A 24,691-nucleotide genomic window follows, 5' to 3' on the forward strand; every position below is an offset into this window, starting at 1 on the left:
TAACCATATGACGCAGAAGGGGTTTCGCTGCCGTGATTCGGCTGAAAACAGGCGGCTGAAATAGAAAAAGGCGCGGTCTGCTCCGCGCCTATTCTGTGGTTTTTCTACCGCCCTACTTCAGCTTCACATCTGCCGATGCAATCACGCGCCGATAGGTCGCAATATCGTCGCGCACCGTCTGGTCCACGGCTTCAGGCGCCGTAGCGGCGATCGTGAATCCCAGGTTCTCCAGCAGCGCAGCGGTCTCGGGTTCGCGCAGCACGGCCACCACATCCCGATTGATCCGGTCGACGATCACGCGCGGCGTCGACGCGGGCACCGAAAAGCCCTGCCAGCTTTCGACCACATAGTCAGCCAGCCCGGATTCCTGAATCGTTGGCACATCAGGCAGTGCCTTGGAGCGATACGGCGTGGTGACCGCCAGCGCCACCAGCTTGCCGTTGCGCACGTTTTCGGTCGCTGCGGCCAGCGTGATCAGCATGGCGTCCACGTGGCCGCCCAAGACGTCCAGCGTGGCCGGGCCGCCGCCAGGGTATGGAATCTGATTGGTTTTCGCGCCAATGCGCTCGTTCAGCAGCTCCACCGCCAGATGCTGCAAACTGCCTGTGCCGCCTGGCAATGCCAGCGAGATCTCGCCAGGACGCTGCCTGACAAGCGCCACGAACTCCTGGAAGGTCTTGATGCCCAGGCCCGGCCGCACCACCAGCAATTGCGGGTTGACGACGGCCTTGGTCACGCCTTGCAGGTCTTTGACCGGGTCGTAAGGCAACTTGCCCGGTTGCAGGGCGTTGAGCGATAACGCATCGCCTCCCAACAACAAGGTGTAGCCGTCACCGCGCGCATGGGCGACCGCGGCATTGCCAATGGCGCTGCTGGCGCCTGGCTGGTTTTCAACCACCACGCTTTGATGCCACTTCTCACCCAATTTCTGCGCCACGGTACGCGCCAGCTTGTCGGCGCTGCCGCCCGCCGAAACCGGGACGATGATCTTGACCGGCCGATTCGGATAGCGGTTGGCATCTACACCGGGCACCGGAGCAGAGCCTGCAAAGTTGCTCAGAAGCCCTGCTCCCAGCACTACGCCCACAATCAGTCCCAGCGCCGCCCTGATGGCGGATTTACGCTTGATGCTCATGCCGCGGCTCCGGTATCCACGCCAAAGGCGCTGAACGGCTTGCCGAGCACCGCGTTGGAATGCCTGCCTTCAACACCCACCGGCACATCGCCTTCAAGCGTGATGCGATACAGCACGCGTTCAGTATCCAGATAGGCAAAATCGCCCGGCCCCTGGTGCGCGGTTGCACGGTTATCCCAGAACGCTATGCTGCCCGGCTGCCAGCGGAAGCGCACGGTGTATTCGGGCCGGGTAATTTCTTCGAAGAACAAATTCAGCAGATGACGGCTTTCTTCCTCGTTCACATCTTTGATGCGGCGCGTGAAACCCGGGTTGACGAACAACGCGCGCTCACCCGTTTCAGGCAAAACGCGCACGACGGGATGCTCGGACACCAAGGGGCTTGCCTGAACGCGCTGCGCATAGACGGTCTGGTTTTCAAAGTCGCCGTTGTAGCCCCCGAACTGGTGTCGCGCCCACAGGCCGTCCGCCAGCGCGCGCAACGCCGGCGACAAGTGTTCGTAGGCTGCCACCAGATTGGTGAATATCGTGTCGCCGCCATAGGCGGGCACTTGCAGACCCGCACGGAGAATGGACCCCGCCGGCGGGTTGACCACGCCCGTCACGTCGGTATGCCAGCGTTCACCGCGGCGGCCGGTCGTGGACTTGGATGAAATGGTGCGGATTTGCGGATAGCCTTCAGGCGGATTCGCATCGTAGGGGTGCGCGGACGTTGGCCGGCCGAAGTACTGTGCAAAAGCCAGATGCTGCGCGTGGTCGATGTGCTGATCGCGGAAGAACACCACCTTCCAGCGCAATAGCGCGGCCTTGATCTGATCAACCTCGTCATCCGTCAAGGGCTGCGTCAAATCCACCCCGTGGATCTCCGCGCCAGTGAAGACGGAAAGCGGCCGGACGTCCAGCCGCGTGCGTTCTAAAGTGGTCATGTGCTACCCCTGTCTGTGTACCTTAAAAACAGAATAGGTGCGTCGCACAGCCTCAACAAATACCGATACGCAATGTGAAAATAGCCTGATGCTGCCGCGTACCGGACGAGGCTCCAACCTATGCCGGGTGCTTTTCCGTCAGAAACGCCAGCATGCGCCGCGCCAATTCGCGTGGCTGTTCCTCGGGCAAATAATGGCCGCAGTCTTGCAACACCCCGCCTTGAAGATTTAGCGCAAGCGGCTTCAGTGCCTGATGCAAATCCGGCGCACTGCCCTGATCACCGCCCAGCGCCAGCACGGGCAAAGTCAGCGGTTTGTCGCGCAGTTCGCGGTTCTGGGCCGCGTCTTCATTGGCGGCGCGGTAGTAGCCCAGCATGCCGCGCAAGCCGCCCAACGTTTGATAGACACGTTCGTATTCATCAATGTCGGCGCGGCTGAATACGCCGGGCTTGTTCGCGGTTTTGCGTGAAAAAAACCATTCGATCAGGATGCGTTCGCGACCGGCCAGCAATGCTTCGGGCAGATCGGGCACGCTGTTGAACAAAAAGTGCCAGCTCTTCCAGTTGTCAGGCCCCAATTCAATCGATGGCTTCAACGTCACGCCAGGAATGTTCGCATCCAGCAGCACCAGGCGCTCGACCTCGCCGGGATAACGCGCCGCATAGGGATAGCCGACCCAAGCGCCAATATCGTGGCCCGCCAACGCATAACGCGTAAGGCCCAATGTGTGGAACAGGGCGCGCAGCCTCTCGCCCGTTGTGCGCGTATCGTAGCCGTCCAGCGGTTTGTCCGAGTCACCCTGACCGGGCAGGTCCACCGCGAAAACGCGGAAGTATGGCGCCAGCAGAGGCATCACGCGGCGCCAGGCATACCAGCTCTGCGGAAAACCCGCCAGCAGGATTAGTGGCGGGCCGGAGCCCCCCACCACCACGTGATAGCCCAAGCCATCCACCCGCACCCTGCGGTGTTGGAACGTCACGCCGTCCAGCGTAAAGGCATCTGCATTGATCAATGTGTTCATCGTCTATTGCCCCAATCAATGCAGCGCGCCGCCGACCGCTTTGATGTCGTTTTCCACCGATAGCGCCGTCGCCACCATGATCTGCACGCCGCGCACCAGCACGTCTAACGCCAAGCTCGGTTGGCCGGGGTGGCGCGTCGCCATTTCGGGCAGATAAGGCACGTGTACAAAGCCGCCGCGCAACGAAGGCCGTTCGGTCGCGATGTAGTGCGCCAGCCCGTAAAAGATGGTGTTGCAGTTGTAGGTGCCCGCTGTCGACGACACCGATGCAGGCACGCCCCCCGCATGCAAATCGCGCACGATCGCCTTGATGGGCAGCGTTGAGAAGTACGCGGCCGGCCCCCCCTGAACGATAGGTTCATCTACGGGCTGATGGCCTTCGTTATCGGGTATGCGCGCATCCACTACATTGATCGCTACCCGCTCCACCGAGATATCGCTGCGCCCGCCCGCCTGCCCCAAGCAAATAACCAGATCGGGCTGCACCTCTACGATCGCCTGCCGCAACACACCGACCACCTTGCCGATGACGCAAGGCAGCTGGCGCGCCACCAGGCGGGCGCCATTCACGGTCTGCCCGTCCAGAAGGCGCGCGGCCTCCCAGGACGGATTCAGCGTTTCGCCATCAAATGGTTCGATTCCGGTGATGAGTACGATGGGCATTGCAGGTTCCTTTTTTGTATCCATGCCGAACATGGTAGAAGCCACGCAATGAATTGTTGAAATCGATAATTGTTATTCGTAATATTGATCACATGAATTTATCTGCTGTGGACCTCAACTTGCTCGTCGCGTTCGAAGCGCTGTACGAAACGCGCAATGTCACGCTGGCTGGCCAGCGCATTCATCGCGCCCAGCCCTCGGTCAGCAGCGCGCTGAACCGTTTGCGCCGCGTTTTCAATGACGAACTATTCCTGCGTACGGCCGACGGCATGCAGCCCACGGCACATGCCACCGCGCTGATGCCCGCCATCAGCAGCGCGCTGGACCAGATTCGCCGGGCGCTGGAACAAGGCGCAGGCTTTGACCCAACTGCCGCGCATGGCAGACGCTTCACCCTGGCCGCCAGTGACTACGCCGATGTGGTCATCGTTCCCCATATCGTGGCCCGATTACGGCGCGAAGCGCCTACCGCCGATTTGCGCGTGGCGCGGCTGGACCGCAGTCTGATTTACGAACAGTTGGACAACGGCACCGTCGACATCGCCATTGGCGGGCACCTGACGCCGCCCAAGCGCATGCGCGTCACACCCTTGTACGAAGAGCGCTTCGTGTGCATTGCCGACAAACAGCACCCGGGCCTGCGCGGCCGCAAGCTGAACCTGGACCGCTATGTGGCGTTGCCGCACGCCTTGTTTGCGCCGAGTGACGACGGTTCAGCGCGCGGCGTGGTGGATGCCAGTCTGGCAAAACTGGGGCGCAAGCGCCGTGTGGCCTGCACCTTTGCGCATATTGTCGCCCTGCCCCACGCCGTCGCCGGCACCGATTTGATCGCCACCCTGGCGCGGCGGGCGGCGCTGCGGCTGGCGGGCAGCCAAATTACGCTGCGGCCGCTTCCGCCCGAGATTGACCCCGGTCCCTTTGGCATCGACATGGTCAGCAGCCGGCGCGCGCCGGCAGACGCCGCCCTGGCATGGTTGCAGGACCTGATCAGCAATGCGGTCAAGGATCTGGGCGCCTGACGGCTACAGCCCGGGCACCGTGTCAAAGCCCGAGAAGAACGCGCAGTGGCCCGGATAACCGGGCCGCGCGTCGCAGGCCTTCAGGCAGCCCGGCTTGCCGCCAGGAAAGCTGGCCGCAACCGACATCCCGAAACCATACGTGGGCGTTGTGACGTCGAAACTCGTTTCGCACACTTGTTTGGTGGTGTATGTGAACGTCATGCCTTCACGACGGCCATTGACTGTGAATGCCACCTGGAAACTGTCCAGGCTGCGCCAACCTTCGCGCGGAAGCACCAGAAATCGATAACGCTTTTCGTCCAGGCGCTGGCCAAAAATTTTCAGTTTGGCGGTGGTCGAATCTACCTTTGGTGACGGATATGGCAAGGCCAGCAGCGCCCGCGGGTCCCCCAGCACTCCCAGATCAAACCCCACTCCCTTCTGATAGAACGGAACGTCGATGCTGGGATAGCCGGAATATTCAACGCGCGGCTCGCCCCCTTCGTAGGAATTCATCTTGGGCTCATAGTCCGGCGTCTGCGCAAAAGTCACGTCTACGGTCAGCACAACGTCTGCCGGATTGGCGTCTTCGGCGCGCACGTGCTTCTCGAAGATACCGCCCCGGCTTACACACCCGGCAAGCAGCACGGCCAGCGCCAGCGGCAACAGTTGCGCGCGCCGGATCATACGCAGAGCATTCAGCATCATGTCACCGCTCCTGTTTGATCGGGGCGGAAAGCAATCCCTGCCCAATGAGTTGCCAGCCGTCTTTGCTTTGCTGCCATCGGAAATTCCGGTTGATCCATTCCGCTTTCAAGTTGTCGTAAAGACGGCGCTGATCGATGCGCTTGCCTTCGTCCAACGCCTTCTTGGCGATGGCGGAGCTTTCATCCCACGCGGCTTTGAATGCCTTGCTTTGCAAGGCGCGCGTGAATGGCACGCTGGCGTATGGCCCTTGGCCGGCCGCGCTCAGGCGGATTTCATTGTCCAGCAGCAACGCGCCGCTGCCATTGTCTGGCGACACGGACACCAGCCCGGGCACAGATTGCAGGTATTCCTTGGGCCGCAAATGTTCAAACCACAACACTTGGGCCGTAGACGTCACCAACGCGCGCGAGCCCGCCGTGAACAGCAGCACGTCCTGCCTGCCCGGTTGCGCCAGCCCCATATCCGGGTCGCGCACGTCCACAGTGGGACTCAGCACGCGCGCAAGCGGCGTATCGTTTTGCACCGCGATCAGTATTGTGCCCACGCCCATGAAGTCGTTCGACACGGCCAGCAACACGGGCTGACCGCCGATCATCGGGCCCAGTGGCTTCACCGAAATGAATTCATAGGCGTTCAAGGGCCGATAGGCGCGTCCACGGTATTGAATCTGGCGCAGCCGGGAGCCTTGGTTTCCTACCAGCTGAAAATCGCCTAGCGACTCGCTGACCTTGCCGTACCCGGGAGCGGGCGCAGGCGCAGTGGTCTGAGCCTGCGCGGCAAGCGGCATCAAAAGGGTCAACACCAGCGCAATATGCGCGCAGGCGGCAAATCTGCGGACGGCAACGGTCTGAATCAAAGAGGGCACGGCTTCCTTGGCGGGCAGGCGCACATAAACAGAGAGCCCGCATTCTAGGCCAGATGCCAGGAACCGATGGCCGCGCCGTTACGCGCTGGTCAGTTGCACTACGCAGTCCGCGTTTACCGCGTTCAAGTCCACCACGCCCAGCAGCCCCATATTGCGCCGAACTTCTTCAACGATCAGCGCAATCGCATGCGCCACGCCGTGCTGGCCCCCTACCGCCGCCGCATAGTTGAACGGCCGCCCCACGAAAACGCAACGCGCCCCCAGAGCCATCGCCTTCAACACATCCGAGCCGCGCCGCACGCCGCTATCAAGCATCACGTCGATGCCGCCCGCTGCCTCGACAATGGCGGGCAAGGCTTTCAATGGCGAAATGCTGCCGTCCAACTGCCTGCCGCCATGATTCGACACGATGATTCCATCCATACCTTGCGCACGTGCCGCACGCGCATCGTCCGGATGCAGAATGCCTTTGATCACCATCTGGCCCTTCCAGCGCCGGCGGATTGCCGCCACATGCTGCCAGTTCAAATGACCGCGATCCGAGAAATCGCGCAGCACATTGGCTGACAGGATCGGCGCGCCACGCGTCGCATAGTTGTTTTCAAAGTGCGGCATGCCATGGCGCAACAGTGTGCGCAGAAACGTGCCGAACAGCCATCGCGGATGCGTTATGCCTTGCCAGGCAAGTCCCACACTGGGACGCAATGGCGTGGAGAAACCCGCGCGCACATTGTTCTCGCGATTTGCAGCAACAGGCGTATCTACCGTCAACACCAGGGTAGACACGCCCGCCGCCGCAACGCGATCGATCAGCGCGGAAATCTGCGCATCATCGCCGGGCAGATAGGCTTGGAACCAGGTTCCAGGCGCGGCTTGCATCACGTCTTCCAGACGGATCAGAGAGGACCCGCTCATGATGCACGGCACACCGGCCTCTGCTGCCGCGCGGGCCAGCACAATGTCTCCGCGATAGCTGGACAAGGCAGAAATACCCATCGGCGCGACGCCCACCGGCGCGTTGTATTCACGGCCCAGCACCGTGGCGCGCGTGCTGCGCGCCGACACATCGACCAGCACTTTTGGCCGGAAGCCATATTGCGCAAAGGCGGATCGGTTACCGCGTTCAGACTGCCCGTCTTCCACGGCGCCCGACACATAGGCATAAATGGGTTTGGGCAGACGCTTCCTGGCCGCAGCCTGGAAATCATGCAGACTGAGCAAGTGGCGCAAGGGGTCGGACATGCTGGGGCTCCTGGCGGCGGCTGGCAAATGGGTGGCAGCCGCAAGATGACAACGATGATGGCGGATGACTATAGGCGCGCACCCTGTTTGAATAAAGTGACTTTATTGACTACGCTTATTACGCTTTTATTCACCCTCACCTCCACCCGCCCCCATGACGCTCAAGCAACTCGAAGCCTTTTACTGGGCCGCCACGTGCAAGAACTTTGCCATTGCCGCCAATCGGCTGAATATCTCGGTGTCGTCGCTGTCCAAGCGAATTGGCGAGCTTGAGGCATCCATTGGCGCCGATCTGTTCAACCGCAGCGCGCGCAGCGCCACGTTGACAGCGCTGGGTGAACAACTGGTGCAGCACGCCAAGGATCTGCTGCGCAATGCAGACCAGTTCATGCAGCAGGCCAATAACAATCTGGCGTACTCCGGGCGCTGCCGTTTCGGGGCGGGCGAGCTCACCTCGCTGACCTGGATGCCGCGATTGATTGAAGCGATCCAGCGCGCGCACCCCAATCTGCTCGTGGAGCCGTTTGTAGGCGTGGGCGAACTGGTGGAACAGGGCCTGGAAGAAGGCGATCTGGATTTCGCGGTGATCGCCGGGCCGTCTACACGCGCGTCGATCGCTTCTCACCTGATCGGCAGCGCCGAATTCGAATGGGTCGCATCGCCGCGCGCAGTACCGAATCCCGCCGCCCTGACGCCCGCGGACTTGCCCGGGCTGACTCTGATCACCCAGCCGCAAAGCTCAGGCGCGATCCGCATGCTGGACGACTGGCTGACCGAACAAGGCGTGTCGCCAGGCCGCAATCAGTGTTGCAACAGCTGGGGCGCCATTGCGGGCATGCTGCGCCAGGGCTTGGGCCTGGGTTTTCTGCCGACCGCCTGGGCGCATATCCTGATTCAACGCGGCGACCTGCGTCGCCTTCCAGGTTTCCCGCCTCTGCGGCCGTTGCCATACACCTTTGAGTGGCGCCGGGACGACACTCGCCCCATGCTGCACACTCTGCGCGTGCTGGCGCAAGACACATTGGAATTCAGCGCGCCCGCCGGAATGGTGTAAAGCCCCCACTGTGTCGGAAAAGTATTTCATTTGATAGAAAATTATTCGCTTTATCTCCATATTCTGCGCAGGTAGAGTCGCTGCATAAGCTGACCCGCCCTACCTGGAGACAACGCGCAATGCCGGTATTTTCTGCTCCCCTGCCCCTGAGCCCCAACAGGTTTGCCGTCCACGCCAGGGGCGCGCTGTGACAAATCCCCTGCAAAACAAAAGACTCTGCCGGCTGGATCTGTGGCTGAACCCGGTGTTCGACCAGATCATCAGCGCTGAACCCGGCATCGCGCTGTCGGTGCTGCCCGCAAGAGGCGACGATGCCCGCACACTGGCTGGCTTGAAAACCGCTCACGCCTATCACGTGTCCGCCGCGAAAGACGAACTGCCCCGGCAGTGGTTCGTCAGTGCAGAACTGATCGCGCAATGCCCTGATCTTGTTTGCGTATCTTCTGGCGGCGCTGGCTATGACACGGTTGATGTGCCTGCCTGCACGGCAGCCGGCATCGCCGTCGTAAACCAGGCCGGCGGCAATGCCGCGTCGGTCGCGGAACACACCTACGCCTTGTTGTTGGCCGTGCAACGCCGCGTGGTCGAATCGCACAACCGCCTGCGCCACGACTCGGGTTTTTCACGTGAAGACCTGATGGGCCATGAAATCAATGGCACCGTCATCGGGCTGGTCGGCCTGGGACAGATTGGCACACGCGTCGCCCGCATCGCTCAAGGCTTTGGCCTGCGCGTGATCGCGCATGACCCCCTGCTGGATGCAGAGACCATCCGCCAACGGGGAGCCGAACCGGTCAGTCTGGCCGACCTGCTGGCCCAATCCGATGTGGTGTCTTTGCACTGCCCGCTGGACGCGTCCACACGCGGCCTGTTCAACGCGGCCGCCTTTGCTGCAATGAAACCCGGCGCCGTGTTCCTGTCGACCGCACGCGGCGGCATCCACGACGAAGACGCGCTTTATGACGCACTGCGCGGCGGCCACCTGCGCGGCGCCGGCCTGGACGTCTGGCAACAGGAACCGCCGCCCGCTAACGCGCCGCTGCTGGGCTTGCCCAACGTCGTCGCCACCTTTCACACGGCGGGCGTTACCCACGAGGCGCGGCGCAATGTGGCGCAGTCTTCTGCGGCCCAACTTGCCGCCATGCTGCGAGGCGAACGCCCGCCGCAACTGATCAACCCCGAGGTCTGGCCAGTGGCCGCGGAGCGCATCGCAAAACTGAAGTAGGCACTAAGTCGTACCCCCGACACAAAACAGCGCGGCACAAAGCCGCCGACCCATCCCGCGAGGAGACAACCATGCAACACCCCCACAAGCGCCGCACGCTGCGCGTCTTGGCCATAAGCGCTGCGCTGCTGACAGGCGCCACGTTCTTGAACGGTGCCGCCCAAGCCGCCGGTTACCCCGAACGCCCCATCAACCTGATCGTGTCTTACGGTCCGGGCGGCGGCACGGACCTGGTGGCGCGCATGCTGGCGCCGTTCCTGCAAAAGTACCTGGGTAACGACGCCCGCATCGTGGTGCTGAACCGCCCGGGCGCGGGCGGGGCAATCGGATTTACCGAGCTGGCCCGTGCGCAAGCCGACGGCTATACCATCGGCTTCATCAATACCCCCAATCTGCTGACCATCCCGATTGAACGCAAATCCGCCTTCTCTTGGCAAAGCTATGACCTGCTGGGCAACCTGATCGATGATCCGGGCGCCTTCACGGTGCGTAACGACAATCCGTTGAAGACGCTCGCAGACCTGTCCGATTACGCCAAGAAAAATCCGGGCAAGGTCACCGTGGGCACCACCGGCACGGGTTCGGACGATCATCTGGCCATGCTGCGGTTTGAGCGTTCATCCAACACGCAACTCAGCCATATCCCCTACAAGGGCGCGGGCGAAGTGCGCGGCGCCCTGGCTGGCGGCGAAATCACCATCGGCGCCATCAACGTCGGCGAGGCATTGCAGTATCAGAAAGGCGGCACCCCGCTGCGCTTTCTAGGCCAGATGGGCAAAACGCGCTCGGCAGCGCTGCCGGATGTACCCACGTTCAAAGAACAGGGTTATGACTTTGAACTCGCGTCGTTGCGCGGACTGGCCGCGCCCAAGGGGTTGCCAGAAGAGGTGCGCGGCAAGCTTGTCAGCGCGTTGAAACGCACTGTGGACGATCCGGAGTTCCAGGCCAAGGCCAAGGAAATGTTCGCTCCGCTGCGCTATCTGCCGCCCGCTGAATATGCCAAGGAGCTGGCGGCAGGTGAAGCAGAGTTCCAGCAATTGTGGAAAGCCGCGCCCTGGCTGGACAAATAAGCCTGGGCGCAGCGGGCAAGTGATTACTTGGGCTTGACGTCTTCGCCGGCATAACCGTCGATGTAGGCGCGGCCCGAGCAACGCACCATCGCCACGCAGGCCGGCGCGCCGGTCTTCGTGGTGCAGGTGGCGCGCGATGCTTCAAGTGCGGCGGTCGGGTCGGTGTTGAGCGCCGTGAAACGCGTGCCCCGGCCCTCACTGCCCTTCACCCAAGCCAGGCCAACGCAGGTTTCTTGATAGGTCAGAACCTTGCGGCAGTCCTTGCAGTCTTCCCACTTCAACAACGTGTTGATCGCCTCGGATTCAGCGGGGTAACCGTCCGAATAGACCAGGCCGCCGTCGGCGTTTTCAGCAACTGCGCCCCAATAGGCGCGGTCGTTCAGCTTGGCGGACAAGGCTTCCAGATCGGCCGGTTTGGCACGTTTGGGCGCCTGCATGTCAGCTTCGCTATACCCCGGGCCTACGCACAGCGGCATCGTCACCAAGCGGCATTTGCCGTCAGGGCTGCCTGCCGTGCAACGGCGCATGGCTTTTTTCGCGGACAGCTCGGGCGACACGCTATTGCCCGGAAACAGATCGTGGCGGCTGTTGCGCGCATACGCCAGGCAACTATCCGAGAACCAGTTCAGGCTTTTGCATTCCTTGCCGCCCTGACGGCGGCATTCGGCCAACGCCGCTGCCTCCGCCTCTTTCTGCGACGTCTCGGGCAAGGCCCAGTACGTCTTATCGTGATTGCCGTCGGTGGCAATGCCGCCATACAGTTTTTCGGCGGCGCCGGCCGGAGACGCCAGGCCCGCCATCAAAGCAAGAGCGGCAAATGCAGCGCGGATCAAAGGTAGGAATCGGGCAGGCATCATCGTCGGAGGTCGGAGTCTGGTGGATTTGGCGGGACGATCTTAGCAAAGAGCCCCCCTGCTCCGTCCCCCTCAACATGTGCTCGACAGGCATATTACGTAACAAATTTCACACTTCCCAAAGGGGATACTGGCCCCGTTTTCCGGTAAAAATGTCGGACTTTTCTTAAGCAGGCCGTAAGCTCTCGGCGACTGGATTAACCCAGCACGCGCCACGGCCCGCCCTGTCGGTTGTCACGAACAGAAACAAACGCACCTCCGGCTCGCGACCTGCTCCCGCGAGTCAACGCGATTGCCCGGCCAGTCACGGAGCATGGATAGCTGACCATGAAGACACAGAAGAACCATCCCGGCACCCTCAAGCCGCGCCTGATGACGGCATGTGTAGTTGCCGCCGCCGCCAGCCTGAGCGGCTGCGCGCCGATGCCGACCGGCGGGAGCTCGTCATTGCCGTCGCTGAACGTGTTCAAGAACGGCTTGTCGTTTTCGCCTAGCGTGAACGTCGCCAAGAACATGGAAGGCCGCTCCATCAACGACGCCATCGCCGCGCTTGGCGAGCCGTCAAAGAAACGCCCCATCGGCAACACGATGGAACTTGAATGGTCTGACTACCAAACGGCTCCCTACACCGAATGGGTGACGACAGGCAGCAGCCAGCAAGTGGTGGGCATGATTGCCGCCACCAACACCACGGCAGCCACGCCCGTCTTCCAGACCAACACCACTGGCCACTACCAGAACCGGTCCCGGACCTACGAATGCACGGTGCTGATGCGTATGCAAGACAGCGTCATCATCAGCTCCAGCGTTGAAGGCAACGTGTGCCCGGAATTCATCGGGGCATTGCGTAAATGGGCGGGCGAAAATGAAGCGCGTAATTACGTTGTGAAGTGATCCCGTTCGGCGCCACGGCCTGATTGCGGCCGTTCTTGCAGGCCAGTTTTTGCCGTGGTTGAGCCCACGCCGCAGCCCAAAAAGCCGTTGGTACGTCCAACAGTACATGCTGTTTCAAGTGTGACGCCAGCCCGTTTCGCTCCCCGGAGCAAGCGTTGCGCGCCTGACGCTTAAAGCTGTTATTAAGCCGGCGTGACTACAATTTCTGCAGTGCCGGACGAAGGCCCGAAACGACGATTTTCCGATCGTCGTTTCATTGAATCGGGACCCCGCCCGCACCCGCCGATTCACCGTAGTCTTCAACGCTTTTCCGGTTCGTATTTCATGCCGTATCGTCAGCATTACCCGAATCACGCCGGTCTGGGCGGTATTCGTATTAAGCCGCCCGAGTCTCGTCAGGCGGCCTACGCGCTGCAAGGGCTGGAGCGCTTTCTGTCAGGATTGGCGCTACGGAATGCGGTAAGTTGTTCCGGCCTTGCAGGCGTCTCGCCAGGGGCTCATGCCTGGCTGAAGGCGGCCTTTGCGGGCGCAGCGCTACCCGGGCATGACACCACCGGGGTGGCGCGGGTCCTGCAACTGCACACCTATACAAGCGATGCAGACCTGGACCGCGAGATCGTGCTGGCGATGCTGGCCAGCCCTGTCGCCTTTACCTTTCCCAATATTCCGGAATTGGAGTCGGCGGTACGCATCCGCCGCTACATCGTCCAGGCCGCCCGCAAGACGGCCCTGGCCTTCGACACCATCCATGCCGAGCGCCCCGAAGACTATTGGACCTATGACGAAACGCGCGGCTTCACCGTGCTGCCCGGCCGCTCGCTGATCGATGGGCTGCGCAAAGCCACTCAGCCCGAGGCCTCCGGCCAGTTGTACGCGTTCTCATGCTACCGGGCGACGGAATACGTGACGGTGCTGGGTATTGCGCAAGAACTCCAGCATGCCAACCCTGAACTGGCCGGCCGCTTGCAGCGCCAGTGGGAAACGCGCGCCGTCATGTCGGGGCGTTTCCATGACGCGTTTTTGCATGAATACGGTTCCATGGCCGAACCCTTGCCGCAGCGCTTTTATGTACCGGGCGACAGGCTGTGGTTCCGCAATCCGGATTCCGCATCTTCCGATGTCGAAGGGTACGAGGGCTCCTGGGTTTTTTACCTGGGCAACGGTCAATTCAATAATTTCTGGGAACGCGGCAGCCCCTACACGCTGACATCCAAGTGCGTGGAGATCTTCCACTGGCGTCACGGCCTCTGCACAGATGCGGCGGGCAATGCTTATATCGACGAGCAAATCGTCAAGGAACACGTGCGCCGGACTTTGGCCGACCCCGAAGCCACTGCCGCCGTGCTGGACCGCATGATGCGCATCCGCGATCCGCAGGGTGTGTATGAAGAAGGCGGTTGCATTGACGCCACGCGCGAGCGGGTTCGTTGGGTGCAGGCCGAGCACTCGGACATCGTGCTGCCTGAATATCCGCAACCTGCCGCGATGTGGTCTATTGCGGCCTGAGCGGCACCTGACGGCACAAGACCGCGCTTTCAGCCGGTCTGTCGTTCTGCCGCCGTCTGCGCCTGTTCCAGACGATTCCCGCCCAGCGACTTAGCCCGGTACAAGGCGCGGTCCGCGGCAGCAAGCCCATCGGCAAGCGGCGGCACATCGTTCTGGTATTGCGCAAGCCCAATGCTGACCGTGGCCGATATTCCTAGGCTGCTTGTCCCGCGGGATACGTTTTCCGCGAAACGCGTGCGGACCGCGTGGCCCAGTGATCGGGCGTGAAGCGCGCTCTCGCCTTCCAGCAATGCGGCGAACTCTTCCCCGCCAATACGCGCAAGAATGGCCTCGGGCCCCAATACACTGCGGGCCACTTCGGCGAATGACTTCAACACGCTGTCGCCGGTCTGGTGACCGTATTGATCGTTCACGGCTTTGAATTGATCCAGGTCGAAGGCAAGCACCGACACCGGCGCGCCCCCTGCCTCAACAATTCGCGCGCCCTGCTCAAAGAACCATCTGCGATTGCCCAGACGGGTCAGGTAGTCAGTCTGCGACTCCAACAAAAGTTGGCCATGAGTTTCGTCGCGCACCAGCTTGAGCAGCGTCATCGGCAAGATGACGGAATACAGAGCGCCTTCGTAGACGGTGAGCTTGCTGGCAATAGACTGTATCGCCAGACCGTACTCCGACACGAGCCACGGCAGCAGGAATGCGCGACCGGTGTAGAGCAGCGCATGGATGCCCGCCACGGCCACAACGATGTACCGCGCCTTCAGCGGTTTCATCGCGTCGCAGCGCAACATCTCCCAGGCCGTCACGGCGCTGATAAGCGCGATAGGGATCGAGCTGATGTAGTTCCACACAACTTCCTGCCATCGCACGCCGGCGACAGCCCACACTACCGCCATCAGCAACAGCAAACCTGTGGACGCTGTGCGGTACTGGCGATTGCTCAACGCGGCAATTCCGTTAAGGATCAACAGATAGCCGCTAAGAATGACAAGATTGCTGATCGGGGACGCCAGCGCAACGGGCATGTGGCGGCGAAGCAGAATCGCGGCGCAACCCATCGCCAGCGTCGCGAATCCGGCCGCCAGAATCCGCAGTGCTTTGCTGCGGGTGGGATTGGTCCGATGCTCCCAGAACGTCATCCCGGCACTGGCGAGAAGTGTTCCGATTGCAATGAAGTAAAGGGTAAGAAGGTCGACGTACATCAAGGATGTAAAGGTAGCGGGCCGATCCATCGCGGCAGCCGCCGGATTTTACGTTGAAAACCGGGGGGCTAGCGCAGCTTTCATCCACCTGCTGTACGCCATGCCTGGCCGGTTTCCGGGCGGCAGGCCTCGCCATTGCCGACCTATGCAAGCGACCTGTCTCATGTCAAAAATCCGATATGTAACGGCACAGCAATGGCTGAAATATCGTGAAGCATGGGCCACATAATCGCGCCGTATACTCCCGTCCGCCGCTGCAAATCCCGTTATATGCAGAGCAAACACGCACATTTATTAAAAAGAAAATCGACAGGAAGGTGCTCGACTTATGACGACTATTCTGAAGGCTAGCCCCGTTTTCCAACGCCGTGGCGTTCACAAAGCAATCACGGGCATGCTGGTCTGCGCTGCGGCCGCGCTATGGGTTCCAGCGATGGCGCAGCCAGTATCCGAAGCCAACGCGCCAAAACAGAATACCGTCAATAGCTCGGGCGCCCTCGGCGCGAAAACCAAGGTGACGCCGCCCGACCCCGCCACCGTTATGTATTTCACCTATGACATCGATGGCAAGGGCGCCACGACTTATGAAGTGACAAATGGCAGCGTCGCCACATATTGGTATGGGCATGCCTTTGAACACGGAGGCAAACAGTATTACACGGGGTTTTCCTGGGATACCGCCGACCGTTATGGCAAACCCGGCGAAGACAACGTCGGCCCCGACACCCAAGCCAACATAGCCGAAGTCACCTTCATCCTGGCAAACGAATCGGCTGAAAAACCTTGGAAGTTCCGCGGCATGGAGCACACCATCGGCATGTTCGGCGCGTATGAAAAGGGGCCTGAAGTCGACACGAATCGCAAGGCGATTGAATATCGCGCCCCTTCCGGAAAGCTCGTGCTCGCGGTGCCGACCATCACCTTTGCAACGGGTTCCAGCATTGAAGGCTACGAGTTGCTGATGTTCAACCCGACGCGCCTGGAAGTCGAAAGCAACGACAACGTCTGGAATTACGTCGGCAATATCATCACCGGCGAAGACAACGCGGCCGCCTGCGATAACGGCGCCGTCATGCCCTGCATCGGGAACTCGGGTGAACTGACTTTCACGCAGGGCAAAGATGACATGCCGCAAGCCACCGTCAAAATGAGCGGCACCACGTCTGCAGGCCCGGACAAAACCCGCAAATTCGGCCCCGCCGACACGCAGACCTACGTCTACGATTCCAAAAGCAAGGCTTACGTCAGCCGTTGAACTTTATTTGGTCTGATGTCTGCGCGGGGACGTCAGACCTTAATCGCGCAGCATTTTGCTTGCCTGCCGTCACTTGCCCAATAATGAGAATAATTGCTATTATCGCGAGTTAGGTCAGCCCTGCTCCGTATCCCGCCCGCTATGTCTCGTCCGCCCATGCCAAAGAAAGGCTGGCTCGCTCACTATCGCGAGTTGTTCGGATCATGGCGGCGCAAGCACTCGCAAGATGGCGAAGACGCGATTCAGGATGCCGTGGTCAATATGCTGGAAAACGGCCTGCGCGGCGTTGATGACCCTCGCGCGTATTTGTCCCGCAGCACAGCCAACGGTCTGATAGACCGTCACCGCCGCCGTTGCGTGCTGGATTTTCGTCCGTTGGACGAATTGGCTGAGGACGAGCATCCCTGCGTGCAAGACGGCCAAACATCAATCTATACGGCAGAGTTGCTGGACGCGCTGATGGCGGCCTTGCAAGAGCTTCCGCTAGTTTGCCAGCAGGTTTATATCCGCCACCGCCTGGAAGGCTGGACTCACGCCGAAATCGCGCTGGATCTCGGCGTGTCGCGCAGCATGGTGGAAAAACACATGAACCGCGCGCTGTTCCACATTCATGAGAGGTTACAAAAGTACTCGCCGTATTGACTGCGGTGATCACCGCGCTCATTCGTCTTCATAGATGAGAGGGTGCGAAAATCCATGTATTTCCTGATGTGCTGCCTGTCATTTGCCAATGACCCTTGAAGATCCGAATTCCTCTGACGATTTGCGCCGGTGTGCCGTGCATTGGCTCACCCGGATACAGTCGGGTGACGCGACGCACGAAGAGGTTGACGCGTGCGCCGCTTGGCGACGCGCCGATCCCGAGCACGACCGGCTATACCGCAGCGTGGAATTCTTCTGGGAAGCGTCCCGACAACTGCCCGAAAAAAAGCTGCGGACAATTCTGGCGCAGGGCGTAGCTGCGCAATCAGCGCCGCTGCACCTATCCCGGCGACGGTTCGGCTTTGGGGTGGCGGGCGCCTGCGTCGCCGCTACCGCTGCCGTCGTGGTCCTGCCGGTGATATTTACCGCGGCGCCCCAATACGAAGCGTCGGTCAATTCGCGCGACCTGGGCAGCCGGAAGACCGTATTGCCGGATGGTTCATCCCTGAACCTGAACGTAGGCACCCAACTGAATGTGGCACTTTACGACCAGCAGCGCGTCGTCGAACTGACATCGGGCGAGGTCTTCTTGTCCGTCCAACCCGATCCGGCGCGCCCTTTCATTGTCAAGGCGGGCGGAACCGTCGTCACCGTGACGGGCACCCGGTTCAACGTCCGGCGCGACGACAGCCAAGTAAAGGTCGCCGTAGAGTCCGGCTCCGTGTCGGTGTCGGCGGGCCGCTGGTGGAATAAAGCCAATCGCAACCTGACTGCCGGCCAATCCGTGAACGTTGGCGCAGACGGCGAGGTCAGCAGCGTCGCGACCGCCAACATCGCGAATGTCACGGCTTGGCGCGAGGGAAAAATCGTCTTCGACAATGCGCCGCTGGAATATGCCGTGTCGGAGATAAACCGCTATTTGCAGCATCCCGCAAAACTGGATGCGCCTCGCTTGCGTGACTACCGCGTGGCAGGCGTTTTCAGCATCAACGATCCGGAATCCATGCTGGCCGCGTTGCCCGCCATCGCCCCAGTCCGGCTGCAACACCAGCCCGACGGCCGCGTCCAGATCCTGCCGCGCTAAACGCGGCACGCCCCCGCCCTTCCCTTCAAGCGCTAGCTGGCGCCATGGCCGCCATTTGCTTTGCGTAGTTACAAAATAGTTCTCGTTTTCATTGGGGTGTTTCCGTGGCCCATCCGTCTTTCTGTATGAGGGGGCATTCTCTGCATGGCGGATAGTGCCTCGGGAGAAACCTTGGCCAAGGGTTATGGCGCATCTGCGTCGATCGTTATCTGATCTGGAAACGGAATACCGTGAAAACCGAAGTACTACGCAACGCCCGCGTTTCGCGCGCACCTTTGGCCGTTGGCGCATTATCGATCTCACTCGCGCTTGCGCTGGGCATCGCGCCGCCGCAAGCCAACGCGCAAAACACTGCCGTCCAAGTCGCCATTCCCGCGCAGCCGCTAGGAAAAGCGCTGCTGCAATTGGGAAGGCAGACGTCTCTACAGATTTTTTATGCTCAAGAACTGGTGCAGGGTCTGAGCGCACCAGCGGTCTCCGGCAGCTTGACGCCAGAACAAGCGCTGCAACAGCTTCTTTCGGGCACGGGGATTGAGTATTCGCGGCAGGATAATAACGTGACGCTGTCCCGGCCAGCCGCCACGGGCGCAACCGTGTTGGCGCCGGTAACCGTGGACGGTATATATGGCGCAACCACCGAAGGAACCGGCTCCTATACCGTGCGAGAAACAGCTGCCGCGACCGGGCTGAAGTTATCTCCGCGCGAGACCCCTCAGTCCGTTAGCGTCGTCACCCGCCAGGAAATCGAAGATCTCAATCTCACGACGTTGGGCGAATCGTTCAAGAACGTGACCGGCATCGTGACGTCTACGTCTGATGTAGACCGCACCGATATTCATTCGCGCGGATTCTTCGTCGATACCTACCAATATGACGGCGTACCGGTATCGACCAAGAACGACTTTTTTGGCACGTCTAATTTTGACCCTGTTCTATACGACCGCATCGAAGTCGTTCGCGGCGCCACGGGGCTCATGACAGGCGCGGGCAATCCCGGCGCATCGGTCAACCTGGTGCGCAAGCGCGCTTCCAGCAAAGTGTTCACGGGCGCATTGGGCGCGGGCATCGGCTCCTGGGATCACCATCGCGCCACGGTGGATTTGTCGACGCCTCTTAATGCAGAGGGTTCCGTGCGCGGCAGAGTGTCGGGCATGATGGAAGAACGCGATTCCTACCTGGACCGCTACCACACGCGCAACAGAGCCATGCTGGCCACGGTGGAAGCAGACCTGACGGCCAACACGACGCTCAGAATCGGATACGAGCATCAGGCCAAGCGGCCCACCGAAGTGACGTGGGGCGGCCTGCCCATGCTTTACAGCGATGGATCGGCTGCCAGCTGGTCGCGGCATTTCAGCATTGGCGCGGACTGGACCACCTGGAACACCACCAGCGACACGGTTTACGCATCCCTGGACCACCAATTTTCCAATGGCTGGACGCTCACCGCCAATGCCAGCCGGCTCGACAGCAAATACAACTCCAAACTGCTCTACTTGCTGGGCCAGCCCGACCGCGTCACAGGCGAGGGGCTAGGCGCGTTTGCGAACCGCTCCAAGCAAGAATTCGATCAGAACAGCGGCTCTATCCAGGCGTCTGGACCTTTCGAACTCTTCGGCCGTCAACACGAAGCCGTAATCGGACTGATGGGTAGCAACTCCCACTATCGGGCCGGATATTATCCTGTGCTGTCGACGGGACCGATCGGCAATATTTTTGCGTGGGATGGCTCTTATGCCGAGCCGACGTGGGGCGACTTCGGTAGCGTGCCCACGGAGGTGACGCAGCAAACCGCTGTCTACGGCGCTGCCCGCTTCGCCTTGAGCAATTCGCTCAAGCTGATCGTTGGCGGCAGGCAAAACCGCTGGACGCGCGAGAACGGCGCGGACAGCATGAAGCACAACGTATTCACACCTTATGCGGGACTGGTCTACGACTTCAATGAGGTCTATTCGGGTTACGTCAGCTACACGGATATCTTCCAGCCTCAGTCATACCGCGATGCCAGCGGCGGCTTTTTGGACCCGGTTGTCGGCAAGAGCTACGAAACCGGCATCAAGGCGGATTACTTCGAAGGAAAACTGACCACCTCGTTCTCGGTATTCCGTATCAAGCAGGACAACGTGGGGGAGAGAGACGGCGAGAACTTCGTTCCTGGCACGTCTGAATTCGCCTATCGCGGCACCAAAGGCCTGACCAGCGAAGGGTTCGAGTTGCAAGCATCGGGCGAACTGACCGCGGGCTGGCAACTGTCGGCGGGCCTGTCACGTGCCCTGGTCCGCAATCCTGACGGCAGCCGGTACACGCCCTACCGCCCGCAGAATCTGGCGCATCTGTTCACGACATACCGCGTGCCCGGCACATCGGGAAAGCTGACCGTAGGCGGCGGCATGCAATGGCGCAGCGCCGTCTACATCGACCAGACCACCTCACGCGGCGTCAAAGCACGCCGGGAGCAAGGCTCGGTAATGGTGGCCAACCTGATGGCCAACTACCGCTTCACGCCGAACCTGTCGGCGCAGCTCAACGTCAGCAATCTGCTTGACAAGAAGTACTTCAACCTCACGGGAGACGGCCAGGGGTTCTATGGCTCGCCCACCAAGACGATGCTGACGGTCAAATACGCATTCTGACCCGTAGCGCTTGCCTGCCCCGCCTGGCAGCCCGGAACCGCCAAAAGGACGTTCCGGGCTGCCAGGGCTTATGTTGATGCTCGACGCCGCGAGCACCGTGATGCCCTATCCGGATCAAGCCCCACCCGCCGGAAAATTCAGCTTGCGAGTCGCCAGCATCACTGCCGCCAGCACCACAATGCCGATCAGTATCCCCGACAACCGCATCAACGCGGGCACAGGGTCTGCGGACCATTGATGATCCTGCACAAACACCATGATGAACGCGATGGTGAATTGCCGGCCCACATAGCTCGCGCCTTCAGCCCCGGACTGCACATGGCACCCCACCCATACGCCGGCGGATAGCGCCAGCATGCACAGCACGGCGTGGCCCTGCATCAACGGCAGCAGCACCACGCCCACGCCGCCCGCCAGCAGGCAGCCCGCCACGCGCTGCACCATTTTTTCGATAATTGGCTTGCGAGACCGGTCTTCAAGCGCGCCGACCGGAAGAATCAGCACGGCGATCGCCGTCACCAGCGCCTGCGCAAAACCCGGCATATCCAGAAAATAGGTAGCGGCGGCAAGCAACACAATCGCTATTCCGCCCTGCACGCCCAGCAGCATGCGATTGCGGCGCAAGGACTCAGCGGATGGCGGCTGCGCGGGATTGGGATGCGCGGCCCCTTCGCCGATTGCCAATGGCGTTGCCGAAGCGGCGGGCGGCCGGTGGCGCGGATACCACTGCGGCCCGAAATGAAACAGGCTGGCCACCAGCAAGCACGCCAGCGTGCCGATGATGACTTCAACGGCACGCATCGCCGCAAAAGATGCCGTGGCCTCTACCGACATCAGAATATGCGCCTCGTAAGTCACCATCAGCGCGGTCACGCCACCCAGCATCCAGGCATAGGGCGCCTTGGATCCATTGGCGTAGAACGCCGCCACGCCGCCGATCACGCCTAACGCAGGCACGAACAACCAAGGCCTGTCGCCGATCAACGGCCCTGCCAACGTACCGAGCACGGCGCCAATCAGCGTGCCGATGACCCGGTGCCCCGCCCGCTGTACGGAAGCGGAAAAGCTCGTCTGCATGACGGCAAAACCGCTGATCGCAGCCCACCAGGTGTAGGACAAGTTCAAGGCGTTGGCCAGCGCGACAGACAACGCGACGGAAAGGACTGCCTCGATACCGAACGTGGCGCGTTCCCGGGACGGTTTCCACGCCGCCAGTTCCCGCCCAAGCGCAAATGTTGCCGCTCGGCAAGTCTGCATCACGATGTCTGCCAGCCTCATTCGCGCCTCGGCGGGTGGAGTTCATAGGCAAGCATCATGCGCTGTTTTCCAGGAAAGGTTATGGATACCATCCAATTCCAGCAATATGCCGTCCGCATCCCCCTTTTAGCGCCTTCCGGCAACTCAGGAAAACAGATAAAACCAAAAGCGGTGCGCTAGTCTTTATCCGCCAAAAAACCAACGCGCATCCGCCTTTGTGCAGGAGGTTCCATGGCACCAGACGAAATCCATCTACGGATTGAACACCTGACGGATTTAGACAAGCTGGAGCTTATCAAAGTACTGGCTCCCGGTAGCGTGCGGTTCGAGCAGCAGCGGCCGCCCGATGGCCGCCTGGGCGAACTCGATACCATCACGGCCATCGTCACCATCACGCTTGCCACCATCAACACCGCTGGCTTTGCGCTTGCCATCTGGCTTTCCCGAGGCGGCAGGCAAGGCTCGATCCATGATCAGGTCGAGGTTGTGACCGAGCAAGGAAGCTACAAGCGCACGCTGAATATTAAAGGCAGTTCGCACGATGAACTTCAGCCGGAAGTCATCAAGTTTCTTCACTCGGCGTTTCCAGGGACTGCGCAGACGCCCAGCCCGCCCAAGCCGCCCGCTTCGGCTGACAAGGACGAATAGTGGCGCCCGCGCCGGGTCACACCGACCTGGAGTCCAACGCGCTTTATGTCTCTGACAGCCCCGTGCAGGAGTATGTGGAATGGGCGCTGCACGGCACGTTGCCGCTGGCCCTGTTCCCCACCGTCTTGCACGAGGCCACGCATCATTGGTGCATGTCGGGCAGTGTGGGGCGCGCGTTGGCGCAGCTAGCACTGGAAGCGCAGGAAGACTGGGCAAAGGCGCCCTATTTCCCTGTGTTTGTCGACGACTTCGTGCAAACGCAATGGGATACGGTCCAGCAAGTGAACGCCTTGCTTGAACCGCTGCTGGAAGGCATGGCCATGTTCGCGCAGTTCGACGTTTATCCCGGTCCGTCACCCGTTCTGTCTGGCGCCATGGAGATGATTGCGCGCTTATTCGCCCCCCAGGGCAGCGCCGATCCGGTGGATCTCGTGGATGCCTTGCGCCGGCGCTTGATCGACTATCGCTGTTCGAATGACGCATGGCGACAAAAGAGCGGCATGCTCGCTCGTCCGCTGAATTGCCAGAATGGCGGGTACTTTATCGGCTACCTGGCTGTGAAGAGCCTGTGGCACCGCGCGCGCAAGGTATCGCCCCGGCTGCGTGACGGTGATTTGTTCCTGCTATACCTGCGCAACCTGATCTTTGACGATGCCAGCTTTGTTGAACGATTGCTCAACACCGCCGCAACTGACGATCTTTCGCCGCAGGCGGCCGACGAGCTGGTCCGTCACGTGAATGCGCGCCTGAAACTGCTGGCAGCCGATGATCTGGACGCCAGGGTCGCCGAGATGGAAGAAGCCCTTTTGCAAAGGAACGATCTGGAAGACAACTGGGACTGCATCTATCTGGACAAGCCCCAGGTCGACGGGGTCAACGAGCGGCTGCGGCAACGCTTGCTATCCCTGCTTCCCACCCTAAAAGACGTGGGCTCGATCAACACAACGAACATGACTCGCGAGGCCCGCCGCGAAGCCATATTTGCGTATGGACAGACGTTTGATCCTGCTGCCCTGGGGTTCGACGAGGCAGATCCCGCCCAGTTGCAGCGCATGGGCCGGATTTGTGGACTGCTCGCGCACCGCCCGCTGGTGCGCCTGCGTGTAGACGCCATAGACTTCAAGATTGACGCCAACGGCATGTGCGAAATTTACGTCGCCGGTGTGCACAGTGTTTCTATCGAAGCGCTGGCTGGCCGCCCCGCTGGCAGTTGCGGCTCTGCCTCGTTGGCGCTTTATTACCTGCCCGAGGAAAGAGAACTGGCGCTGATATGCGTAGACAAAGAAGGCACCCTGTTTGCCCATTTTGGCCACAGCGTGCCCGCCGAGCGGCAAACCATGCTGACGGCGGTGATGCGGTCAACCATTCTGGGTCAGCAACGCCGCGACACCTTATCCGAGTGGCTGCGCATGCAGGCCGATCTGGAAGACGAACCGCCCGCATCCCGAGCCAGGTTCGCAGCCAGGATAGAGAGCTTTTACCTGGACCGCGCGCTGGCGTTTGTAGGCGACGACCATTTGGATGCCTGCCACCACGCCTTGCGCACCAACGGGCTGTGGCAGTTCCTGGAAGAAGACGGTCAGAACATCAACGCGTATGCCTGCCTGGGTTTGGTTCAATCCTGGACGTCGAATGAAGACGTGGCCCGCCAGATGTTGCTTCATCAAGGCATGGACATAGACAAGATGATCGCGCTGTTCAGGCGGGTTCAGGCCACACGCGGTCTGCCCCTGATCCACGAAACCGCGTACACGGTCTTCATCTGACGGCTCCTCGCTAGCCCTGGACGGCCAGAGGCGGATGCCATCCGCA

Annotated in this window: 22 protein-coding genes; 12 read left to right on the forward strand and 10 right to left on the reverse strand. The window is 61.0% G+C overall.

All coding sequences use genetic code 11. The features are described 5' to 3' along the window. Positions 1–112: 112 nt before the first annotated feature. The 4 genes from RAS12_RS08405 to pcp all read right to left on the reverse strand — a co-directional run bounded on the left by RAS12_RS08405 (position 113) and on the right by pcp (position 3,745). The gene (locus tag RAS12_RS08405; protein ID WP_306947175.1) at positions 113–1,135 is read right to left on the reverse strand and encodes a Bug family tripartite tricarboxylate transporter substrate binding protein; all 1,023 of its coding nucleotides are present in this window, start codon (positions 1,133–1,135) and stop codon (positions 113–115) included. After that, positions 1,132–2,061: a TauD/TfdA dioxygenase family protein gene (locus RAS12_RS08410; protein ID WP_306947177.1), complete on the reverse strand. Its 930-nt coding sequence runs from the start codon at positions 2,059–2,061 to the stop codon at positions 1,132–1,134. The genes RAS12_RS08405 and RAS12_RS08410 overlap by 4 nt, the downstream gene beginning before the upstream one ends. Positions 2,062–2,179: 118 nt before the next feature. Next, a complete protein-coding gene (locus tag RAS12_RS08415; protein ID WP_306947179.1) occupies positions 2,180–3,082 on the reverse strand; it encodes an alpha/beta fold hydrolase in 903 nt (300 codons plus the stop codon). A 15-nt stretch (positions 3,083–3,097) separates the two neighbouring features. Then, positions 3,098–3,745, reverse strand: coding sequence for a pyroglutamyl-peptidase I (pcp, locus tag RAS12_RS08420; protein WP_306947181.1), 648 nt, complete (start codon positions 3,743–3,745; stop codon positions 3,098–3,100). A gap of 92 nt (positions 3,746–3,837) precedes the next feature. Between pcp and RAS12_RS08425 the strand changes: the two genes are divergently transcribed. Then, the gene (locus RAS12_RS08425) at positions 3,838–4,764 is read left to right on the forward strand and encodes a LysR family transcriptional regulator (RefSeq protein WP_306947183.1); all 927 of its coding nucleotides are present in this window, start codon (positions 3,838–3,840) and stop codon (positions 4,762–4,764) included. A gap of 3 nt (positions 4,765–4,767) precedes the next feature. On the opposite strand, the gene RAS12_RS08430 is transcribed toward RAS12_RS08425, so the two are convergent. The 3 genes from RAS12_RS08430 to RAS12_RS08440 all read right to left on the reverse strand — a co-directional run bounded on the left by RAS12_RS08430 (position 4,768) and on the right by RAS12_RS08440 (position 7,558). Further along, entirely contained in the window at positions 4,768–5,451 is a 684-nt protein-coding gene (locus RAS12_RS08430; RefSeq protein WP_306947185.1) for a hypothetical protein, read from the reverse strand. Between the two features lies 1 nt (position 5,452). Then, positions 5,453–6,316, reverse strand: coding sequence for a hypothetical protein (locus RAS12_RS08435; RefSeq protein WP_306947187.1), 864 nt, complete (start codon positions 6,314–6,316; stop codon positions 5,453–5,455). Between the two features lie 78 nt (positions 6,317–6,394). Then, positions 6,395–7,558: an alpha-hydroxy acid oxidase gene (locus RAS12_RS08440; RefSeq protein WP_306947189.1), complete on the reverse strand. Its 1,164-nt coding sequence runs from the start codon at positions 7,556–7,558 to the stop codon at positions 6,395–6,397. Positions 7,559–7,712: 154 nt separating this feature from the next. On the opposite strand from RAS12_RS08440, the gene RAS12_RS08445 reads away from it, so the two are divergent. From RAS12_RS08445 to RAS12_RS08455, 3 genes are all read left to right on the forward strand, one after another. Further along, the gene (locus RAS12_RS08445) at positions 7,713–8,612 is read left to right on the forward strand and encodes a LysR family transcriptional regulator (protein WP_306947191.1); all 900 of its coding nucleotides are present in this window, start codon (positions 7,713–7,715) and stop codon (positions 8,610–8,612) included. Positions 8,613–8,799: 187 nt separating this feature from the next. Continuing rightward, the gene (locus RAS12_RS08450) at positions 8,800–9,837 is read left to right on the forward strand and encodes a hydroxyacid dehydrogenase (protein WP_306947193.1); all 1,038 of its coding nucleotides are present in this window, start codon (positions 8,800–8,802) and stop codon (positions 9,835–9,837) included. A gap of 71 nt (positions 9,838–9,908) precedes the next feature. After that, the gene (locus RAS12_RS08455) at positions 9,909–10,907 is read left to right on the forward strand and encodes a Bug family tripartite tricarboxylate transporter substrate binding protein (protein WP_306947195.1); all 999 of its coding nucleotides are present in this window, start codon (positions 9,909–9,911) and stop codon (positions 10,905–10,907) included. A 23-nt stretch (positions 10,908–10,930) separates the two neighbouring features. Here RAS12_RS08455 and RAS12_RS08460 read toward each other — a convergent pair whose 3' ends face one another. Beyond that, positions 10,931–11,764 (reverse strand): DUF4189 domain-containing protein, encoded by an 834-nt coding sequence (locus RAS12_RS08460; protein ID WP_306947197.1) that lies wholly within the window; start codon positions 11,762–11,764, stop codon positions 10,931–10,933. 324 nt (positions 11,765–12,088) lie between these two features. Between RAS12_RS08460 and RAS12_RS08465 the strand changes: the two genes are divergently transcribed. Both RAS12_RS08465 and RAS12_RS08470 read left to right on the forward strand, forming a co-directional pair. Further along, the gene (locus tag RAS12_RS08465; protein WP_306947199.1) at positions 12,089–12,655 is read left to right on the forward strand and encodes a hypothetical protein; all 567 of its coding nucleotides are present in this window, start codon (positions 12,089–12,091) and stop codon (positions 12,653–12,655) included. Between the two features lie 324 nt (positions 12,656–12,979). After that, positions 12,980–14,161, forward strand: coding sequence for a TGL-type protein-glutamine gamma-glutamyltransferase (locus RAS12_RS08470; protein ID WP_306947200.1), 1,182 nt, complete (start codon positions 12,980–12,982; stop codon positions 14,159–14,161). Positions 14,162–14,190: 29 nt separating this feature from the next. Here the strand turns inward: RAS12_RS08470 and RAS12_RS08475 are convergent, their stop codons facing one another. After that, positions 14,191–15,360, reverse strand: a complete 1,170-nt coding sequence (locus RAS12_RS08475; RefSeq protein WP_306951361.1) for a GGDEF domain-containing protein — start codon at positions 15,358–15,360, stop codon at positions 14,191–14,193. Positions 15,361–15,688: 328 nt separating this feature from the next. On the opposite strand from RAS12_RS08475, the gene RAS12_RS08480 reads away from it, so the two are divergent. The 4 genes from RAS12_RS08480 to RAS12_RS08495 all read left to right on the forward strand — a co-directional run bounded on the left by RAS12_RS08480 (position 15,689) and on the right by RAS12_RS08495 (position 20,974). Continuing rightward, positions 15,689–16,615, forward strand: a complete 927-nt coding sequence (locus RAS12_RS08480; RefSeq protein ID WP_306947202.1) for a hypothetical protein — start codon at positions 15,689–15,691, stop codon at positions 16,613–16,615. A 156-nt stretch (positions 16,616–16,771) separates the two neighbouring features. Beyond that, entirely contained in the window at positions 16,772–17,257 is a 486-nt protein-coding gene (locus tag RAS12_RS08485; RefSeq protein ID WP_306947204.1) for a sigma-70 family RNA polymerase sigma factor, read from the forward strand. A gap of 136 nt (positions 17,258–17,393) precedes the next feature. Beyond that, the gene (locus tag RAS12_RS08490) at positions 17,394–18,341 is read left to right on the forward strand and encodes a FecR family protein (RefSeq protein ID WP_306947206.1); all 948 of its coding nucleotides are present in this window, start codon (positions 17,394–17,396) and stop codon (positions 18,339–18,341) included. A gap of 230 nt (positions 18,342–18,571) precedes the next feature. After that, on the forward strand, positions 18,572–20,974 hold the full coding sequence (locus RAS12_RS08495) for a TonB-dependent siderophore receptor (protein ID WP_306947207.1): 2,403 nt from the start codon (positions 18,572–18,574) through the stop codon (positions 20,972–20,974). A 114-nt stretch (positions 20,975–21,088) separates the two neighbouring features. Here RAS12_RS08495 and RAS12_RS08500 read toward each other — a convergent pair whose 3' ends face one another. Continuing rightward, entirely contained in the window at positions 21,089–22,252 is a 1,164-nt protein-coding gene (locus RAS12_RS08500) for an FUSC family protein (RefSeq protein WP_306947208.1), read from the reverse strand. Between the two features lie 210 nt (positions 22,253–22,462). Between RAS12_RS08500 and RAS12_RS08505 the strand changes: the two genes are divergently transcribed. Both RAS12_RS08505 and RAS12_RS08510 read left to right on the forward strand, forming a co-directional pair. Then, on the forward strand, positions 22,463–22,879 hold the full coding sequence (locus RAS12_RS08505; protein ID WP_306947210.1) for a hypothetical protein: 417 nt from the start codon (positions 22,463–22,465) through the stop codon (positions 22,877–22,879). Beyond that, entirely contained in the window at positions 22,879–24,645 is a 1,767-nt protein-coding gene (locus RAS12_RS08510) for a hypothetical protein (RefSeq protein ID WP_306947212.1), read from the forward strand. The genes RAS12_RS08505 and RAS12_RS08510 overlap by 1 nt, the downstream gene beginning before the upstream one ends. The last annotated feature ends 46 nt before the right edge of the window (positions 24,646–24,691 follow it).

The sequence above is a fragment of the Achromobacter seleniivolatilans genome (assembly GCF_030864005.1).
Lineage (GTDB): Bacteria > Pseudomonadota > Gammaproteobacteria > Burkholderiales > Burkholderiaceae_B > Achromobacter > Achromobacter seleniivolatilans.

Excerpts from the sequence above, each read along its gene's own strand:
- RAS12_RS08405 (WP_306947175.1), bottom strand. The coding sequence starts at position 1,135 with ATGAGCATCAAGCGTAAATCCGCCATCAGGGCGGCGCTGGGACTGATT.
- RAS12_RS08410 (WP_306947177.1), bottom strand. The coding sequence starts at position 2,061 with ATGACCACTTTAGAACGCACGCGGCTGGACGTCCGGCCGCTTTCCGTC.
- RAS12_RS08415 (WP_306947179.1), bottom strand. The coding sequence starts at position 3,082 with ATGAACACATTGATCAATGCAGATGCCTTTACGCTGGACGGCGTGACG.
- pcp (WP_306947181.1), bottom strand. The coding sequence starts at position 3,745 with ATGCCCATCGTACTCATCACCGGAATCGAACCATTTGATGGCGAAACG.
- RAS12_RS08425 (WP_306947183.1), top strand. The coding sequence starts at position 3,838 with ATGAATTTATCTGCTGTGGACCTCAACTTGCTCGTCGCGTTCGAAGCG.
- RAS12_RS08430 (WP_306947185.1), bottom strand. The coding sequence starts at position 5,451 with ATGATGCTGAATGCTCTGCGTATGATCCGGCGCGCGCAACTGTTGCCG.
- RAS12_RS08440 (WP_306947189.1), bottom strand. The coding sequence starts at position 7,558 with ATGTCCGACCCCTTGCGCCACTTGCTCAGTCTGCATGATTTCCAGGCT.
- RAS12_RS08445 (WP_306947191.1), top strand. The coding sequence starts at position 7,713 with ATGACGCTCAAGCAACTCGAAGCCTTTTACTGGGCCGCCACGTGCAAG.
- RAS12_RS08455 (WP_306947195.1), top strand. The coding sequence starts at position 9,909 with ATGCAACACCCCCACAAGCGCCGCACGCTGCGCGTCTTGGCCATAAGC.
- RAS12_RS08460 (WP_306947197.1), bottom strand. The coding sequence starts at position 11,764 with ATGATGCCTGCCCGATTCCTACCTTTGATCCGCGCTGCATTTGCCGCT.
- RAS12_RS08465 (WP_306947199.1), top strand. The coding sequence starts at position 12,089 with ATGAAGACACAGAAGAACCATCCCGGCACCCTCAAGCCGCGCCTGATG.
- RAS12_RS08470 (WP_306947200.1), top strand. The coding sequence starts at position 12,980 with ATGCCGTATCGTCAGCATTACCCGAATCACGCCGGTCTGGGCGGTATT.
- RAS12_RS08475 (WP_306951361.1), bottom strand. The coding sequence starts at position 15,360 with ATGTACGTCGACCTTCTTACCCTTTACTTCATTGCAATCGGAACACTT.
- RAS12_RS08480 (WP_306947202.1), top strand. The coding sequence starts at position 15,689 with ATGACGACTATTCTGAAGGCTAGCCCCGTTTTCCAACGCCGTGGCGTT.
- RAS12_RS08485 (WP_306947204.1), top strand. The coding sequence starts at position 16,772 with ATGCCAAAGAAAGGCTGGCTCGCTCACTATCGCGAGTTGTTCGGATCA.
- RAS12_RS08500 (WP_306947208.1), bottom strand. The coding sequence starts at position 22,252 with ATGAGGCTGGCAGACATCGTGATGCAGACTTGCCGAGCGGCAACATTT.
- RAS12_RS08505 (WP_306947210.1), top strand. The coding sequence starts at position 22,463 with ATGGCACCAGACGAAATCCATCTACGGATTGAACACCTGACGGATTTA.